Origin of the sequence: Aeromonas ichthyocola, assembly GCF_046087985.1 — a bacterium.
In the GTDB taxonomy this organism is placed as follows: domain Bacteria; phylum Pseudomonadota; class Gammaproteobacteria; order Enterobacterales; family Aeromonadaceae; genus Aeromonas; species Aeromonas rivipollensis.
The window spans coordinates 15,547-30,960 of the sequence record NZ_JBJSWH010000008.1; the positions used below are offsets into that span (position 1 = coordinate 15,547).

Sequence of the window (15,414 nt, forward strand, 5' to 3'; positions counted from 1 at the left end):
CTGGTATACCCATTTATGTATAAGTTTGAATTCCCTCGAATTACCCCTGAGGAGATATATAAATAGACACTTGATTTGCATCAATCGACCGCCCCCGCCGACTGGGTAGCCTAGCTTCAGAATGATGTTTTATTACTCCAAATCAGAGGCAATCATGAGCAAAGTCAGGCTGGCCGTCATCGGCAACGGCATGGTGGGGCACCGCTTCATCGAAGAGTTGATCGAGCGATCCGATCCGGACCGGTTCGAGATCACCGTCTTCGGTGCAGAACCACGTCCCGCCTACGATCGTGTCCATCTCTCCTCCTACTTCTCCCACCACACCAGCGAAGATCTCTCCCTCGTCAAACCCGGTTTCTACGAGAAGCACGGCATCCGCCTGCTGCTCGGCGAAGCGGTGAAAAAAATCGACAGAGCGGCTCGCGAGGTGCACTCCAACAAGGGCACTGTGGTCGGCTATGACAAGCTGGTGCTGGCCACCGGCTCCTACCCCTGGGTGCCGCCCATCCAGGGCAGTCAGCACCACGAGTGCTTCGTCTATCGCACCATCGAAGATCTGAAAGCCATCCGCAGCGCCGCCAGGAGCGGCAAGAGTGGTGTTGTGGTGGGTGGCGGCCTGCTCGGCCTGGAAGCGGCCGGTGCCCTCAAGGCACTGGGCCTCGAGACCCACGTGGTGGAATTCGCCCCGGTATTGATGGCGGAGCAGCTCGATGGCCAGGGCGGCCAGCTGCTGCGCCGCAAGATCGAATCCATGGGCGTGCAGGTTCACACCAGCAAGAGCACCAGCGAGATCCTGATGCACGGCGGCAAGGAGGCCAAACACCGCCTCGCCTTCGCCGACGGCACCGCCCTTGACGTGGACGTGGTGGTCTTCTCCACCGGCATACGCCCGCAGGACACCCTCGGCCGTTATAGCGAACTGGCCATAGCGGAGCGCGGCGGTGTGCTCATCGACGATCACTGCCTCACCTCAGACCCCGACATCTATGCCATCGGCGAGTGCGCAGCCTGGCAGGGCCGCTTCTTCGGGCTGGTGGCACCGGGCTACAAGATGGCCCAGGTCACCGTCGACCATCTGCTCGGCGGCGACAGCCGCTTCGAAGGGGCGGACATGAGCGCCAAGCTCAAGCTGCTCGGCGTCTCCGTCGGCTCCATCGGCGATGCCCACGGCCGCACGCCCGGCAGCCACAGCTATGTGTTCCAGGACGATCAGGCCGGGGTCTACAAGCGGATAGTGGTGAGCGAAGACAACAGCCGCCTGCTCGGCGCCGTGCTGGTCGGCGATGTGGATGACTACGGCAACCTGCTGCAGCTGATGCTCAACGCCCTGCCGCTGCCGAGCCACCCGGATACCCTGATCCTGCCCGCCTACGCCGGTGCCAAGCCGACCCTGGGGGTAGATGCCCTGCCTTCAACCGCCCAAATCTGCTCCTGCTTCGACGTCTCCAAGGGCGACATAGCCCAGGCGGTGGCCGAGGGTCACACCACCCTCGCCGCCATCAAGCAGCACACCAAGGCCGGTACCGGCTGCGGCGGCTGCGTGCCGCTCATCAGCCAGGTGCTCAACGCCGAACTGGTGAAGCAGGGCATAGAGGTCAACAACCACCTCTGCGCCCACTTCCCCCACTCCCGTCAGGAGCTGTTCCACCTGGTCAAGGTGGAAGGGATCAAGAGCTTCGACGAGCTGCTGGCCAGGCATGGTCAGGGCTATGGCTGCGAAGTGTGCAAACCGACCGTCGGCTCCATCCTCGCCTCCTGCTGGAACGAGCATGTGCTGAGCCCGCTCAATACCCAGCTGCAGGACACCAACGACATCTTCCTCGGCAACATGCAAAAAGACGGCAGCTACTCCGTCATACCGCGCATGGCCGGTGGCGAAGTGACCCCGGAAGGGCTGCTGGCGGTGGCCGAAGTGGCCCGCGACTACAAGCTCTACACCAAGATCACCGGCGCCCAGCGCATCGGCCTGTTCGGAGCCCAGAAGGATGATCTACCCGCCATCTGGCGGAAATTGCTGGCGGCCGGATTCGAGACAGGTCAGGCCTACGCCAAGGCGCTGCGCATGGCCAAGACCTGTGTCGGCAGCACCTGGTGCCGCTTCGGCGTGCAGGACAGCGTCGGCCTCGGGGTCTTCCTCGAGAACCGCTACAAGGGCATTCGCACCCCGCACAAGATGAAGTTCGGGGTCTCCGGCTGTACCCGCGAATGTGCGGAAGCGCAGGGTAAAGACGTCGGCATCATAGCCACAGACGCGGGCTGGAACCTCTATGTGGGCGGCAACGGCGGCATGAAACCGCGCCACGCGGACCTGCTGGCTTCGGACCTCGACCGCGAGACGTTAGTCCGGTTGATCGACCGCTTTATGATGTTCTACGTCACCAGCGCCGACAAACTGCAGCGCACCTCGGTCTGGCTCGGCAATCTGGAAGGGGGCGTCGACTACCTGCGCGAGGTGATAGTCCACGACAAGCTGGGGCTGGCCGAGACCCTGGAACGCGATATCCAGGTGCTGATCGACAGCTACGAGTGCGAATGGTCGCGCACCCTCAACGAAGAGGAAGCGCTCAAGCGCTTCAGCCACTTCATCAACAGCGACAAGCGCGACCCAGACGTCCAGTTCGTCAGCGAGCGCGACCAACACAGACCCGCGACCCCGGCCGAGCGCATCCCCGTCTACCAGATCGAGGTGGAGACCAAATGATGAAATTAGCCTGTCAACTCAACGACATACTCCCTGGCACCGGCGTCTGCGCCCTGCTGGAAGGGCGCCAGAATATGCCTGTTTCGCTCGATGTGGAGGTTCAATCATGAAATTCGCCTGCCAACTCAACGACATCCTGCCGGGAACCGGTGTGTGCGCACTCATTGAAGGTCGCCAGATCGCGCTGTTCCGCCCGAGCGCGGCGGCCGAGGTGTTCGCCATCGACAACCGGGATCCCTTCTTCGCCGCCAACGTGCTGTCGCGCGGCATCGTAGGTGAACACGAGGGTGAGCTCTGGGTCGCCAGCCCGCTCAAGAAGCAGCACTTTCGCCTGAGCGACGGCCGCTGCCTCGAAAATGCCGCCATGTCGATTGCGGCCTATGCCGTTGAAGTGCGCGATCAGCAAGTCTGGGTCGCCGTCTAACATAAGACCCCACATAAGACCCCACCCCGGCCCTCCCCTTCGCAAGGGGAGGGAGCAAAAAGCACCTCCCCCTTAGCAAGGGGGGAGGCAGGGAGGGGGTAACACATTGTCAGGGCTGCCTGCGGGCGGCCCGCTTAAAGAGAACCAACATGTATACAGACACTATCAACAAGTGCGCCGCCAACGCGGCCCGCATCAACCGCTTCGAGCGCAGTGACAAGCTCGGCTTCTGGCTCAGCTCCGCCATGGCGGGGGCCTATGTGGGCCTGGGCATCATACTCATCTTCACCCTGGGCAATCTGGTCGACCCGAGCATTCGCCCGCTGGTGATGGGGGCCACCTTCGGCATAGCCCTGACCCTGGTGATCATCGCCGGCTCCGAGCTGTTCACCGGCCACACCATGTTCCTCACCTTCGGGGTGAAGACGGGCAGGATCTCCATGGCCGACCTGCTGCGCATCCTGCCCCAGACCTGGGCCGGCAACCTGCTCGGCTCCATCTTCGTCGCGCTGATCTACTCCTACGGCGGCAGCCTGCTGCCGGACGCGGGCAGCCTGGCCCACAAGGTGGCGCTGGCCAAGACTCAGGCTCCGGCCCTGACCCTGTTCATGAAGGGGGTGCTCTGCAACTGGCTGGTCTGCCTCGCCATCTGGATGGCGCTGCGCACCGAGGGTGCCGCCAAGTTCATCGCCATCTGGTGGTGCCTGCTGGCCTTCATCGCCTCCGGCTATGAGCACTCGGTCGCCAACATGACGCTGTTCGCCCTCTCCTGGTTCGGCGCCCACTCGGATGCCTACACCCTGGGTGGCATAGGCCACAACCTGCTTTGGGTGACCCTGGGCAACACAGTCTCCGGCGCGATCTTCATGGGCCTCGGCTACTGGTATGCCACCCCGAAAGCTGAGCGCCCGGTCGCGGCTATAGACGCCAGCGCCACCACCAGCCAGACCCAAACCGCCTGATCCGGAGGCCCCATGGACTACTTGCCCATCTTTTGCCGACTCGACAACAAACCCGTGCTGCTGGTGGGCGGCGGCGAGGTGGCGGCGCGCAAGGCGCGCCTGCTGCTGGACGCCGGTGCCCGCCTTACTGTGGTCTCTCCCGCCCTCGACCCCGAGCTGGCGACCCTTGCCGCGGACGGTGAGATAGAGTGGCTGGCGACCGAATTCGAGCCGGCGCAGCTGGCGGGCAAGTGGCTGGTGGTGGCCGCCACCGATCGGCGCGAGGTGAACGCCCTGGTCTACCAGAGCGCGAACCAGGCGAGGATCTTTGCCAACGTGGTGGATGACCCGAAACGCTCCAGCTTCATCATGCCGTCCATCATCGACCGCTCGCCCCTGATGGTGGCCATCTCCTCCGGTGGCAAGGCCCCTGTGCTGGCCCGGCTGCTGCGGGAAAAACTCGAAGCCCTGCTGCCCCAGCATCTCGGCGCGGTGGCGGCCTTCGCCGGCGGCCTGAGAGACAGGGTCAAGGCCCGCTTCGCCAGCATGGGGGAGCGACGCCAGTTCTGGGAACGGCTGCTCGGGGCGGATCGCCTCGGTCAGGCGCTGGCGCGCGCTGACAAGGCCGCCGCCAACCAGCTGGCCGACGCGCTCTTTGCCGAGGATGCCGGCGCCAAGGGCGAGGTGATCCTGGTGGGTGCCGGCCCCGGGGATCCCGGCCTGCTCACCCTGCACGCCCTGCGCCGGATGCAGCAGGCGGACGTGGTGGTCTATGACCGGCTGGTGTCGAACGAGGTGATGGCGCTGGTGCGACGGGATGCCAGACGCATCTTCGTCGGCAAACAGGCGGGCAACCACTGCGTGCCCCAGGAGGGCATCAACCAACTCTTGCTGGAGGAGGCGAAGAAGGGGCAGAGGGTGGTGCGGCTCAAGGGGGGCGACCCCTTCATCTTCGGTCGCGGCGGCGAGGAGCTGGAGACCCTGGTCGGCAGCGGCGTGGGCTTTCAGGTGGTGCCGGGGATCACGGCGGCGAGTGGCTGCGCCGCCTACGCGGGCATCCCTCTCACCCACCGGGATCACGCCCAGAGCGTGCGCTTCGTCACCGCTCACGGCAAGGGGGGCGCCCAGGATCTCGACTGGCCCCTGCTGGCCCGGGATCGGCAGACCCTGGTGTTCTACATGGGGCTCTCATCCTGCGCCGTGATCCGCGAACAGTTGCTGGCCCACGGCAAGGGGGGCGACACCCCGGTGTCACTGATCGAGCGCGGCACCCAACCGAGCCAGCGGGTCATCCGTGGCACGCTCGACCAGCTGCCGGAGCTGGCCATCGGCGTCGAGAGCCCGGCCCTCATCATGGTCGGCTCGGTCGTCACCCTGGCGGACAAGCTCGCCTGGTTCGGCCAGGGCAATGACGCAGCGCGGATCGCGGCATCGGCCTGAGACGCGGCCCAACGCCAGTATTGAAAGCGCCACCTTGGGGTGGCGTTTCTTTATCCTGCATTTACTGTCATAACCTCTTGTTTTGAATTTGGTATCCTATGGAGCAAGGCCATCCGGCCAACCGAGTTCAGGAATCTTGTTGCATGTCTCTCCCCCCCAAGAACAGCGCCAAACAGCGTGAACACGACAGAGCCCGCATCCTCACCCTGCTGCTGGCCGACGATGCCCTCACCGACAGCCTGCTCGATCCCCAAGGGGTGCAGGACGCCGAGCTGCGGGATCAGACCAGCGAGCTGACGCGCCTGGTCAACAGCCTGCCGGCCGCCGACGTCGCCGATGCCCTGGAGTCTCTGCCGCCGGACGAGCGCCAGGTGCTGTGGCAGCAGGTAGACCCGGAGCGCCACGGCCAGATCCTGGTCGAGGCGTCCGAGACGGTGTGGGACAGCCTGATCAGCGGCATGAGCGACAAGGCGCTGCTGCACGCCCTGCGCACACTGGACATCGACGATCAGATCTATCTGGGCCAATACCTGCCCCGCAACCTGATGGGTCGGCTGCTCACCTCCATGGCCCCCGACCAGCGCGACCGGGTGCGGGAGGTGATCCGCTACGGCAAGCACACTGTCGGCGCCATGATGGACTTCGAGCTCATCACGGTGCGGGCCGACATAAGCCTGGCGACTGTGCAGCGCTATCTGCGCCAGCTCGGCAAGATCCCCGCCAACACCGACAAGCTGTTCGTCACCGACAGACGCAACCGGCTGCAGGGGGAACTGCCCCTCACCACAGTGCTGCTGCACAAGCCGGAGACCAAGGTGGAAGACGTGATGGAGAAGAACCCCGTCACCTTCGATCCGGAAGACAACGACGAGGCGGCGGCTCGTACCTTCGAGCGGGACGATCTCGTCTCCGCCGCCGTGGTGGATGGCAAGGGCAAGCTGATGGGACGGCTCACCGTCGCCGAGGTGGTGGACCTGGTCTATGAGGAGAGCGACACCGATCTGCGCCGCATGGGGGGGATCAGCGAGGAAGAAGACGTCTTCGCCCCTGTCGCCAAGGCGGTCAAGACCCGCTGGGCCTGGCTCGCCCTCAACCTCTGTACCGCCTTCGTGGCCTCCCGGGTCATAGGCCTGTTCGAGCACAGCATCTCGCAGCTGGTGGCGCTGGCGGCCCTGATGCCCATAGTCGCAGGGATTGGCGGCAACACAGGCAACCAGACCATCACCATGATAGTGCGGGCCCTGGCGCTGCAGCACATCCAGCCGGGCAACGTCTCCTTCCTGCTGTGGCGGGAGCTGGGGGTGGCGCTGATCAACGGCCTGGTATGGGGCGGCACCATGGGGGTCGCTACCTACTTCCTCTATCAGGATGCGGCCCTGGGCGCCGTGATGACGCTCGCCATGGTGCTGAACCTGCTGGTGGCGGCCCTGATGGGGGTCATCATCCCCATGACCATGAGTCGGCTGGGGCGGGATCCGGCTGTGGGGGCCAGCGTGATGATCACCGCCATCACCGACACCGGCGGTTTCTTTATCTTCCTCGGGCTGGCGACCCTGTTCCTGCTATAGCGGCGAAGGTCTGCCTCGATGAAGAAGGGAGCCTGTACGGCTCCCTTCTTTCCTGTGCGACGCCAAGTCGTTGTCGAACATGGAAATGCATCCTGCACCCCGGCCGCAAAAGCGGCGATTCCTTGACCAGAACAAGGAATATTCGTTGAAATGCCCCCCTCACTCCTTATACTGGATCCACCTGTTTCCAGCGGTGGATTTGACTCAATGGAATACAACACTTCAGAACTGTGCGACATCTATCAGGACATGGTGGATGTACTCGAACCCATGCTCTGCTCCTTCGGCGGCCGTGCCTCTTTCGGCGGCGTCATCACCACGGTCAAATGCTTCGAATCGAACGGTCTCATCCGTGAAGTCGTCAAGGAGAACGGCGTCGGCCGCGTGCTGCTGATCGATGGCGGCGGCTCCATGCGCCGGGCCCTGATCGACAGCGAGATCGCCACCACGGCGGCGGAAAACGAGTGGGAAGGCATCGTCTGCTACGGCTGCGTGCGCGAGGTCGACATCCTGGAGGATCTGGATATCGGCATTCAGGCCCTGGCCGCCATCCCGGTCGGTGCCGACCACAAGGATGTGGGAGAGACGGATCTGCCGGTCAACTTCGGTGGTGTCACCTTCCTGCCGGACGATCACCTCTACGCCGACACCACGGGAGTGATCCTCTCCCCCGATGCGCTCGACATCGAATGAGCCGACACAGACTGAAGATGGGAGCCTTGGCTCCCATTTTTTATGGCTGCAACTTGCTGAAAAAAGACAAAAAAAGAGGGCCAGTAAACAACTGGCCCCTTAACTGGAAGCAATGTGAGCAATGTCGTGCCTTCACAAGAAGTCCATCACGTTGGAACGAATGAAGTCTTTCCCGGAAAACAAGTTAACAATAATCATTCTCATTTAACTGTGCAAGCCTTATTTATAAAAAGTGCAAAAAAATGACCACCGCGCGGGTGGTCATTCTCGTCAGGCTTGTCGTGTGGCCGTTTGCAGACCGGCCAGGCCGGCCTCCCCCACCAGCTTGCGGCTGAGGTAGCGCAGCAGCACACCATAGAGCGGCACGAACAATCCCAGGCTTATCAGCAGCTTGAACACATAGTCCACGGTCGCTATCTCGACCCAGTGCTCGGCCATGAAGGGATCCGTGCTGCGCCAGAAGGCGATGCTGAAGAAGGCGATGGTATCCACCAGGTTGCCAAACAGGGTCGAGGCGGCCGGTGCCACCCACCAGGCTTTCAGCAGGCGCAGGCGGTTGAACACCACCACATCCATGAACTGGCCCACCAGATAGGCCATAAAGCTGGCCAGGGCGATGCGCGCCACGAAGAGGTTGAACTCCGCCAGGTTGCCCATGCCCTGATAACTGCCTTCGAAGAAGAGCACAGAAAGCACATAGGAAACGGCCAGGGCCGGCAGCATCACGGTCTGGATGATCTTGCGGGCCAGTCCGGCGCCGAAGATCCGCACCGTCAGATCGGTGGCCAGGAAGATGAACGGGAAGCTGAAGGCACCCCAGGTGGTGTGGAAGCCAAAGATGGTGATCGGCAGCTGCACCAGGTAGTTGCTGCTGGCGATGATCAGGATGTGGAACAACGAGAGACGCACCAGCGCCGTCTGGTGCTGAGCAGGGGTCAGATTCATATTGTGACCTTTTTGGTTAATGGGGTTAGGGAACCCATACCGCCACCATTGGCGATAATTGAGGGGCGAGATTATACGCCCCGGCACGGATAGTTCAATCCTTATGCTGCTGGTTCAGCCTGCGGCAATCATGGTCGAAGGGCGCGACGCCACAGACCCCAGGCCGGAAATTCAATGCTTGTGCGACAGACCCGGCAGCCACCATAGGCCAGGGCTCATGCCCCATATTGCCGACCCAGCCAGAGCACCACCTCCCTGTCGTCCGGGTGTGTCGCCTCCAGCCAGCAGCCGCTGTGCTGCTCATACTCCAGCCGCAACCGGCTGCCTTCGAACTCCAGCAGCCAGCTGTGGCGATCCGCCCCCCACTCCCGCTCGAGCGGGATAAGCTCCCACCCCTCGACCAGCTCCTCGGCCAGGGCCGGGAAGTTGTCCCAGCAGAGCCCGGGACAGGTCAGCAGCAGCACTGCCGACTCGGCATCCACCTGCGTTACCCGCCAGTTCATCCTTCACTCCTCAACTGCTGCAAGAGAGCTCGCCACCGCAGTACCACTGGGGAACCGGGGTCGCCAGATCCTCGTATTCCGGCTGCTCGTCATAGGGGTGCTGCAGGGCAGCAAACAGCCGCTCGAACGGTACCATGTCCCCCGTCTCGGCGGCGTCTATCACCTGCTGGGCCAGGGCATTGCGCAGCACGTACTTGGGATTGACGGCGTCCATCTGCGCCTTGCGTGCCGCATCCTGGCTCCCTTCCCGGGCCAGCCGGGCCCGATAGGCGTCGAGCCATCCCTGCCAGGGGGCGGGATCCGGCAGCAGCGCCAGCAGGGAGGCGGGCCACTCTCCCTGAGACGTCAGCTCACCCAGACGGCGCAGGAAGAGGTGATAGTCCACCCGATGTGCCGCCAGCAGCTGGAACAGCTGGCGGAACAGGGCCGGGTCTTCATCCTCCCAGCTTTCCAGCCCCAGTTTTTCACGCATCAGTTCGGAGTAGTGCAACATCAGCTGATGCTCGTACTGGGCCAGGGCCGCCGCCAGGGCCTCGCCATCCACCTGATCCGCCAACGCCTGGGCCAGCTTCTGCAAGTTCCAGTAACCCACCGCCGGCTGCTGATCCAGGGCGTAGCGACCACCCGGATCCGAGTGGTTGCAGACAAAGTCGGGCACATAGGCGTCGATGAAGCCGTAGGGGCCGTAATCCAGGGTCAGCCCGAGCAGGGACATGTTGTCTGTGTTCATCACCCCGTGGCAGAAGCCCGCCGCCTGCCACTTGGCGATGAGGCGCGCGGTGCGCCGCACCACCTCGGCGAACAACTCGGCACCGCTCTCCAGTTCGGGGAAATGATGGCGCAGCGCATAGTCGATGAGGGCGGGGATCTTCTCCCCCTGGCCACTCCAGGCGAAATATTCGAAGTGGCCGAAGCGCAGGTGGCTAGGCGCTGTGCGCAGCACTGTCGCCCCGCTCTCGACCTGCTCCCGGTAGACCGGCTCGTCACTGCCCACCAGCACCAGGGCTCGGGTGGTCGGGATGCCGAGGGCATGGAGCGCCTCGGAGGCGAGGTATTCGCGGATGCTGGAGCGCAGCACGGCGCGGCCGTCACCGAAGCGGGAGAAGGGCGTCTTGCCCGCCCCCTTCAGGTGCAGATCCCAGCGCTGGCCGTCCGGCGCCTGCTGCTCCCCCAGCAGCAGGGCACGACCATCGCCGAGCCGGGGGCTGTAGCCACCGAACTGGTGCCCCGCATAGACCTGGGCCACCGGCTGCATGCCCGGCAACGGCTGCCCCTGCCCGCAGCAGGCGAGCCAGTCCGCCTCGGCGACCCCGTCCAGCCCCAGCTCCCGCAGCAGCTCCTGATTGAGGTGCAGCAGCCTGGGCTCACGCAGGGGCTGAGGGGCCACGGGCTCGCAGGCCCAGGGCAGTTCGGTGGCGAAAGTGTTGATCAACTTCATGGTGGCGTGGTTCGTCCCTGCGTATGCTCGTGTCACTCTTTATACCGCCGTCTGCCCGCACAGGCTAACAGGCGATCGCGCTATTTCATTTCACGGAGAAAACAATGCAAAAATGGATATATGCCCTGCCCCTGCTGGCACTGGCCTGGGGACATCAGGCCAAGGCCGCCGACATCGAAGCGGGCAAGGCCAAGGCGGCTGTCTGCGCCGCCTGTCACGGGGTGGATGGCAAGGCGACCGTCCCCGTCTATCCCCATCTGGCCGGCCAGAACGCTGCCTATCTGCTGAAACAGATGAAAGCCTTCAAGGAGGGCAGCCGCACCGAGCCGCTGATGGCCCCCTTCATGGCGATGCTGAACGAGGCGGACATGGAGAACCTGGCGGCCTATTACGCCAGCTTGAAGTAGCCTGGCGACGCCCTATCCACGATGCGGTCGATTACGCTGCGCTAATCGACCCTACCGGCGGCAATACTCGATGATAAGGTCCATAAAGGCTTCACCGAAGCGCTCCAGCTTGCGGTGGCCGACACCGTTGATGGCCAGCATCTCGTCCTCGGTCATCGGCATCAGCTGGGCCATCTCCACCAGGGTAGCGTCGTTGAACACCACATAGGGCGGCACCTCTTCATCCTCGGCGATCTGCTTGCGCAGGGCCCGCAGCTCCTTGAACAGCCGCTTGTCGTAGTTGGCATTGTCGAGCAGGCCGCTCCGCTTCTCCTTGCGGCTGGAGATGGGCTGCAGCCGCGGCACCGCCAGGGCCAGCGTCGTCTCGCCGCGCAGCACGGGGCGGGCCGCCTCGGTCAGCTGCAACACCAGGTTGCGGGTGATGTTCTGGGTCAGCAGTCCCTTGTGGATCAGCTGGCGGATCACGCTCATCCAGTACTCGTGGCTCTGATCCTTGCCGATGCCGTAGGTCGACAGCTTGTCGTGGCCGTGATCCTTGATGCGCTGGTTGAGCGAGCCCCTGAGCACCTCCACCACATAACCCACCCCGAAGTTCTGCCCCACCCGCCAGACGCAGGAGAGCGCCTTCTGGGCGTCTTCGGTGCCATCGTAGCTCTTGGGTGGATCCAGGCAGATGTCGCAGTTGCCGCACGGCTTGTCGTTGTACTCGCCGAAGTAGTTGAGCAGCACCTGACGACGGCAGGTCTGCGCCTCGGCGAAGGCCGCCATCACGTTCAGCTTGTACTGTTCCACCTGCAGCTGCTGCGGGTTCTCGATGTTGTCGAGCAGGCGCCGCACCCGGCCTATGTCGGCGGGATCGTAGAGCAGCAGCGCCTCGGCCGGGGTGCCGTCACGGCCGGCCCGCCCCGTCTCCTGATAGTAGGATTCGATGTTCTTGGGGATGTCGTAGTGCACCACGAAGCGCACGTTGGGCTTGTCGATGCCCATGCCGAACGCCACCGTCGCCACCACTATCTCGACGTCGTCCTTGAGGAAGGCATCCTGGGTGCGCAACCGCTGCTCCAGCGGCAGGCCCGCATGATAAGGGGCCGCCTTGCAGCCGTGACGGGAGAGCCGCTCGGCCACCTCCTCCACCCGGTTGCGGCTGGAGCAGTAGACGATGCCGCAGTTGCCCTTCTGGCTCTGCACGTAACGCAGCAGCTGCTCCGCCCCCTTGAACTTCTCCACCAGGCTGTAGCGGATATTGGGTCTGTCGAAGCTGGCGGTGTGAATGAAGGGGTCGTTCAGCTCGAGGCGATGCAACATGTCGCTGCGGGTCGCCTCGTCGGCGGTGGCGGTGAGCGCCACCACGGGCACCTGGGGGAACCACTGCTTGAGCCGCCCCAGCGCCGCGTATTCGGGGCGAAAATCGTGGCCCCACTGGGAGACGCAGTGGGCCTCGTCGATGGCGAACAGCCCGAGGGGCAGTTCTGCCAGCCGATCCAGAAACTCGTGCTGCAGCAGCCGCTCGGGGGAGACATAGACCAGCTTGATCTCGCCGCGACGCATGGCGGCAAAGTTCTGGATCATCTCTTCCCGGCTCAGGGCCGAGTTGATGTAGACAGCCGCCACGCCGTTGGCGCGCAGGCTGTCCACCTGATCCTTCATCAGCGAGATAAGGGGGGAGACCACCACCCCGAGCCCGGGCCGCAGCAGCGCCGGGATCTGGTAACAGAGCGACTTGCCGCCACCTGTGGGTTTGAGCACCAGGGCATCGCGCCCCCCCACTATCTGTTCGATGATCTCGAGCTGGCCAGGCCGAAATTGCTGGTAGCCGAAGACCGCCTGCAGCAGGGCAAGGGGGGTATCGGGCAAGGTGTCGGCAATGGCGGTCATGGGCTCTCCTTTGGGGTCGCCATTCTAAAGCAGCCGCCGCCCACAATAAACCTGCCATTGCGACTGTTAAGGAAGTGTTGCAGACTGGCTGGAGTTTTTACTCGGCTTTGATGACAGGGATCGGTATCAGAGAATGAAACAGATGTTGAAGAAGATGGCGCTCAGTGGCATTGCCAATCTGTTCGCCGAGAAGATGCCGTTCAACAAGCTCATCGGCATGCAGGTGACCCACTATGACTTCGAGAAGGTGGAGCTGCGCATCAAGATGGATGACAAGCTGATCGGCAACCCCTTTCACAACATACTGCACGGCGGTGTCACCGCCAGCCTGCTGGACGTGGCGGGCGGCATGATAGTCGCCGCCTCCTGCATCGACGAGCTGGAGGACTTCTCCCCCAGCTACCTCAAGGAGCGTTTCTCCCGCCTCGGCACCATAGATCTGAGGGTCGACTATCTGCGGCCCGGTCGCGGCAACGAATTCATCGCCACCGCCCATATCATACGGGCGGGCAGCAAGGTCGCCGTCGCCCGTATGGAACTGCACAACGAAGAAGGGACTCATATCGCCTTTGGCACCGGCACCTACCTGGTCGGCTAATGGCCTTTATTGCATAAAAAGTGCGCTTCTAAGCTGATTTTAATCATTAGAATTGTTACCCCCGCCACCGGCCAGGGTCCATACTGGAAGTCGGGATTGTGTGCAGAGGGAGGATTGCAGACGATGAGCGCGATGCTGGCTACCCAACCATCCAGAGCCTTGTTGACACAGCTCGAGTCCATGCGCGAAGAGGTGCAGACGCCCGAGTGCCGTCACTGGTTGGAACAGGAGCTGAAGGGGTATTCTCTCTGTTCACCCCTGCCTTGGTATCGCATCATTGCCTGTCGGCAACGCGGTCACTTCCTGAATCTGAAGACGGGGAAATATTTGACTTGCCACATCGGCAGCCAAACGCTCAGCCAACGCGACCTGGCCCAAGTTCAGTTCATCTATGCCCGTGAACCCGCCGTCCACTATTTACTGCATCATGATTCCCATATCGAGCCCTGGCCAGAACAGCTGCTGGAAGCGTATCGAGAGCAGTTGATCCCCGGCCATCTCTGCCTGCAGGCCTGGCACGAGCCCGTGTCTTCTCTGCGGTCACAACTGATGGAGGGAATAGCACATTTCATTAGTGAGTACCCCAAGCATGCGGCTCTGCAAACTCAGCACGGCTTCAAGGCATTGCGGCATCAACACTGGCATATCTGATCATGCGCCCAGGGCGCAAGGAGGGCACCATCGACAAGACCCACAACGAGATTGCCACAATCTAGAGTGCCGGAGTCAGGATCAGACTCCACCTGTGGGGCCACCGAGCGGTGGCCCTTTTAATGGGCGGCATTCAGCACCAGGCAATCGACCCCGTATACCGCTCCTGCCCCGTCTACCGAGAACGGCAAAGGCAAAATCCAAATGCGAAAAGGCCGCTCGATGAGCGGCCTTTTCTAATGTGGTCGGTGTGAGAGGATTCGAACCTCCGACCCCTTCGTCCCGAACGAAGTGCGCTACCAAGCTGCGCTACACACCGATGTCTGCGGGGCGAGAATTTACCGAAAGCCCCGACATGACACAAGCCTTTTTTTGCTTTCGCCACAAAAAAAGGGCTTTACGCTCAATAATCCAGCGTTTCATGGCGATAAGGGGCGCCGGGCTCGTCCCGGTACTCAGTTACGCTTTTGGCGGCAGCTGAAACTCGGCCGGTCCCAGCAGACGTCGACTCCAATCGGCAACGACCCCGTGCTCCAGCCAGTGGGCCGCATGCTGGCGCCAGTTGGGAGAGAGCGCCGGGTTCTCCAGCAGCAGTTGCAGGTCCCCTTCGTGGCGGGTCTGGTTGAACAGGATGTCGGCGGTGCGCTTCACCGTCAGCTCGGGATAGGGCCTGTCCATCAGCAGCAGCTCATCCACCGGGGCCACGCGCCCCTCCTCCAGCACCCGCAGCAACCAGCCGCAGCGGCCGTTGAGCTGCATCACCTGGGAGAGGTGCGGGTAGCCAAAGCGCTGATTGAGCTTGAAGCAGGGAGATCTCGGCTGGCTGATCTGGATGAGCGCCTCGCCGAGGCGATAGACATCGCCGATACAGGCTTGCGTTTCGGTCAAGCCGAGGCCGGAGAGGTTTTCACCAAAGGCCGCCGGCTGCCAGGGAGCTCGGGGGGCAGGCAGGCCCAGCGCGGTTTGCCAGGTCTTCCACCAGGGGTAGTGATCCGCAGGATAATAGTGCAGGGCGCGATCCGGGCCGCCGTGATGACGCTGGTCGCTCTGCTCATCTCCCTCCAGGCCCGAGAAGCTGCACCACAGGGGATGGCCTGCCACATGCTTTTCGATGGCACTGACGAGTCCGGGGGCGAGTTCGGCATTCATCTCGGCGCTCTGGCCGATAAAGAGGGAGATCCGCATTCCATGCTCCTGACGGATGAGAGAATGCGGATCTTAGGGGCTGTT

At 63.0% G+C, this 15,414-nt stretch carries 14 protein-coding genes and 1 tRNA gene; 9 read left to right on the plus strand and 6 right to left on the minus strand.

What is annotated here, in order from left to right; all coding sequences use genetic code 11:
* Positions 1 to 154: 154 nt before the first annotated feature.
* The 6 genes from nirB (at position 155) to rraA (ending at position 7,767) form a co-directional block, all read left to right on the plus strand.
* Positions 155 to 2,701, plus strand: coding sequence for a nitrite reductase large subunit NirB (gene nirB / locus ACF2JD_RS20385; protein ID WP_440988089.1), 2,547 nt, complete (start codon positions 155 to 157; stop codon positions 2,699 to 2,701).
* A gap of 106 nt (positions 2,702 to 2,807) precedes the next feature.
* A complete protein-coding gene (nirD, locus tag ACF2JD_RS20390) occupies positions 2,808 to 3,125 on the plus strand; it encodes a nitrite reductase small subunit NirD (protein WP_408847375.1) in 318 nt (105 codons plus the stop codon).
* A 149-nt stretch (positions 3,126 to 3,274) separates the two neighbouring features.
* Positions 3,275 to 4,087: a nitrite transporter NirC gene (gene nirC / locus ACF2JD_RS20395; RefSeq protein WP_440988090.1), complete on the plus strand. Its 813-nt coding sequence runs from the start codon at positions 3,275 to 3,277 to the stop codon at positions 4,085 to 4,087.
* 12 nt (positions 4,088 to 4,099) lie between these two features.
* Positions 4,100 to 5,506 carry a siroheme synthase CysG gene (cysG, locus tag ACF2JD_RS20400; RefSeq protein WP_440988091.1) on the plus strand — a complete coding sequence of 469 codons (1,407 nt, stop codon included), beginning with the start codon at positions 4,100 to 4,102 and terminating at the stop codon, positions 5,504 to 5,506.
* A gap of 143 nt (positions 5,507 to 5,649) precedes the next feature.
* On the plus strand, positions 5,650 to 7,074 hold the full coding sequence (mgtE, locus tag ACF2JD_RS20405) for a magnesium transporter (RefSeq protein ID WP_042649187.1): 1,425 nt from the start codon (positions 5,650 to 5,652) through the stop codon (positions 7,072 to 7,074).
* 207 nt (positions 7,075 to 7,281) lie between these two features.
* Positions 7,282 to 7,767 (plus strand): ribonuclease E activity regulator RraA, encoded by a 486-nt coding sequence (gene rraA, locus ACF2JD_RS20410; RefSeq protein WP_005328442.1) that lies wholly within the window; start codon positions 7,282 to 7,284, stop codon positions 7,765 to 7,767.
* Between the two features lie 270 nt (positions 7,768 to 8,037).
* On the opposite strand, the gene ACF2JD_RS20415 is transcribed toward rraA, so the two are convergent.
* The 3 genes from ACF2JD_RS20415 to ACF2JD_RS20425 all read right to left on the minus strand — a co-directional run bounded on the left by ACF2JD_RS20415 (position 8,038) and on the right by ACF2JD_RS20425 (position 10,653).
* A complete protein-coding gene (locus ACF2JD_RS20415; RefSeq protein ID WP_111910860.1) occupies positions 8,038 to 8,712 on the minus strand; it encodes a 7-cyano-7-deazaguanine/7-aminomethyl-7-deazaguanine transporter in 675 nt (224 codons plus the stop codon).
* 215 nt (positions 8,713 to 8,927) lie between these two features.
* Entirely contained in the window at positions 8,928 to 9,215 is a 288-nt protein-coding gene (locus tag ACF2JD_RS20420; protein WP_404839665.1) for a DUF3630 family protein, read from the minus strand.
* A gap of 10 nt (positions 9,216 to 9,225) precedes the next feature.
* Positions 9,226 to 10,653 (minus strand): protein adenylyltransferase SelO family protein, encoded by a 1,428-nt coding sequence (locus ACF2JD_RS20425; protein WP_440988092.1) that lies wholly within the window; start codon positions 10,651 to 10,653, stop codon positions 9,226 to 9,228.
* 104 nt (positions 10,654 to 10,757) lie between these two features.
* On the opposite strand from ACF2JD_RS20425, the gene ACF2JD_RS20430 reads away from it, so the two are divergent.
* Entirely contained in the window at positions 10,758 to 11,060 is a 303-nt protein-coding gene (locus tag ACF2JD_RS20430; RefSeq protein ID WP_234569595.1) for a c-type cytochrome, read from the plus strand.
* A 51-nt stretch (positions 11,061 to 11,111) separates the two neighbouring features.
* Here the strand turns inward: ACF2JD_RS20430 and recQ are convergent, their stop codons facing one another.
* Complete coding sequence (gene recQ / locus ACF2JD_RS20435; protein WP_440988093.1) at positions 11,112 to 12,935, minus strand: ATP-dependent DNA helicase RecQ; 1,824 nt, start codon at positions 12,933 to 12,935, stop codon at positions 11,112 to 11,114.
* 133 nt (positions 12,936 to 13,068) lie between these two features.
* Between recQ and ACF2JD_RS20440 the strand changes: the two genes are divergently transcribed.
* Positions 13,069 to 13,533, plus strand: coding sequence for a thioesterase family protein (locus ACF2JD_RS20440; protein ID WP_162519265.1), 465 nt, complete (start codon positions 13,069 to 13,071; stop codon positions 13,531 to 13,533).
* 123 nt (positions 13,534 to 13,656) lie between these two features.
* Positions 13,657 to 14,184 carry an AbiTii domain-containing protein gene (locus ACF2JD_RS20445; protein WP_111910854.1) on the plus strand — a complete coding sequence of 176 codons (528 nt, stop codon included), beginning with the start codon at positions 13,657 to 13,659 and terminating at the stop codon, positions 14,182 to 14,184.
* A 242-nt stretch (positions 14,185 to 14,426) separates the two neighbouring features.
* On the opposite strand, the gene ACF2JD_RS20450 is transcribed toward ACF2JD_RS20445, so the two are convergent.
* Both ACF2JD_RS20450 and ACF2JD_RS20455 read right to left on the minus strand, forming a co-directional pair.
* Positions 14,427 to 14,503, minus strand: a tRNA-Pro gene (locus tag ACF2JD_RS20450).
* A 140-nt stretch (positions 14,504 to 14,643) separates the two neighbouring features.
* The gene (locus ACF2JD_RS20455; protein WP_368169266.1) at positions 14,644 to 15,369 is read right to left on the minus strand and encodes an MOSC domain-containing protein; all 726 of its coding nucleotides are present in this window, start codon (positions 15,367 to 15,369) and stop codon (positions 14,644 to 14,646) included.
* Positions 15,370 to 15,414: the final 45 nt, after the last annotated feature.

Bases quoted from the DNA above. Each gene is read 5' to 3' on its own strand.
- nirB (WP_440988089.1), top strand. From the start codon at position 155: ATGAGCAAAGTCAGGCTGGCCGTCATCGGCAACGGCATGGTGGGGCAC.
- nirD (WP_408847375.1), top strand. From the start codon at position 2,808: ATGAAATTCGCCTGCCAACTCAACGACATCCTGCCGGGAACCGGTGTG.
- nirC (WP_440988090.1), top strand. From the start codon at position 3,275: ATGTATACAGACACTATCAACAAGTGCGCCGCCAACGCGGCCCGCATC.
- cysG (WP_440988091.1), top strand. From the start codon at position 4,100: ATGGACTACTTGCCCATCTTTTGCCGACTCGACAACAAACCCGTGCTG.
- mgtE (WP_042649187.1), top strand. From the start codon at position 5,650: ATGTCTCTCCCCCCCAAGAACAGCGCCAAACAGCGTGAACACGACAGA.
- rraA (WP_005328442.1), top strand. From the start codon at position 7,282: ATGGAATACAACACTTCAGAACTGTGCGACATCTATCAGGACATGGTG.
- ACF2JD_RS20415 (WP_111910860.1), bottom strand. From the start codon at position 8,712: ATGAATCTGACCCCTGCTCAGCACCAGACGGCGCTGGTGCGTCTCTCG.
- ACF2JD_RS20420 (WP_404839665.1), bottom strand. From the start codon at position 9,215: ATGAACTGGCGGGTAACGCAGGTGGATGCCGAGTCGGCAGTGCTGCTG.
- ACF2JD_RS20425 (WP_440988092.1), bottom strand. From the start codon at position 10,653: ATGAAGTTGATCAACACTTTCGCCACCGAACTGCCCTGGGCCTGCGAG.
- ACF2JD_RS20430 (WP_234569595.1), top strand. From the start codon at position 10,758: ATGCAAAAATGGATATATGCCCTGCCCCTGCTGGCACTGGCCTGGGGA.
- recQ (WP_440988093.1), bottom strand. From the start codon at position 12,935: ATGACCGCCATTGCCGACACCTTGCCCGATACCCCCCTTGCCCTGCTG.
- ACF2JD_RS20440 (WP_162519265.1), top strand. From the start codon at position 13,069: ATGAAACAGATGTTGAAGAAGATGGCGCTCAGTGGCATTGCCAATCTG.
- ACF2JD_RS20445 (WP_111910854.1), top strand. From the start codon at position 13,657: ATGAGCGCGATGCTGGCTACCCAACCATCCAGAGCCTTGTTGACACAG.
- ACF2JD_RS20455 (WP_368169266.1), bottom strand. From the start codon at position 15,369: ATGCGGATCTCCCTCTTTATCGGCCAGAGCGCCGAGATGAATGCCGAA.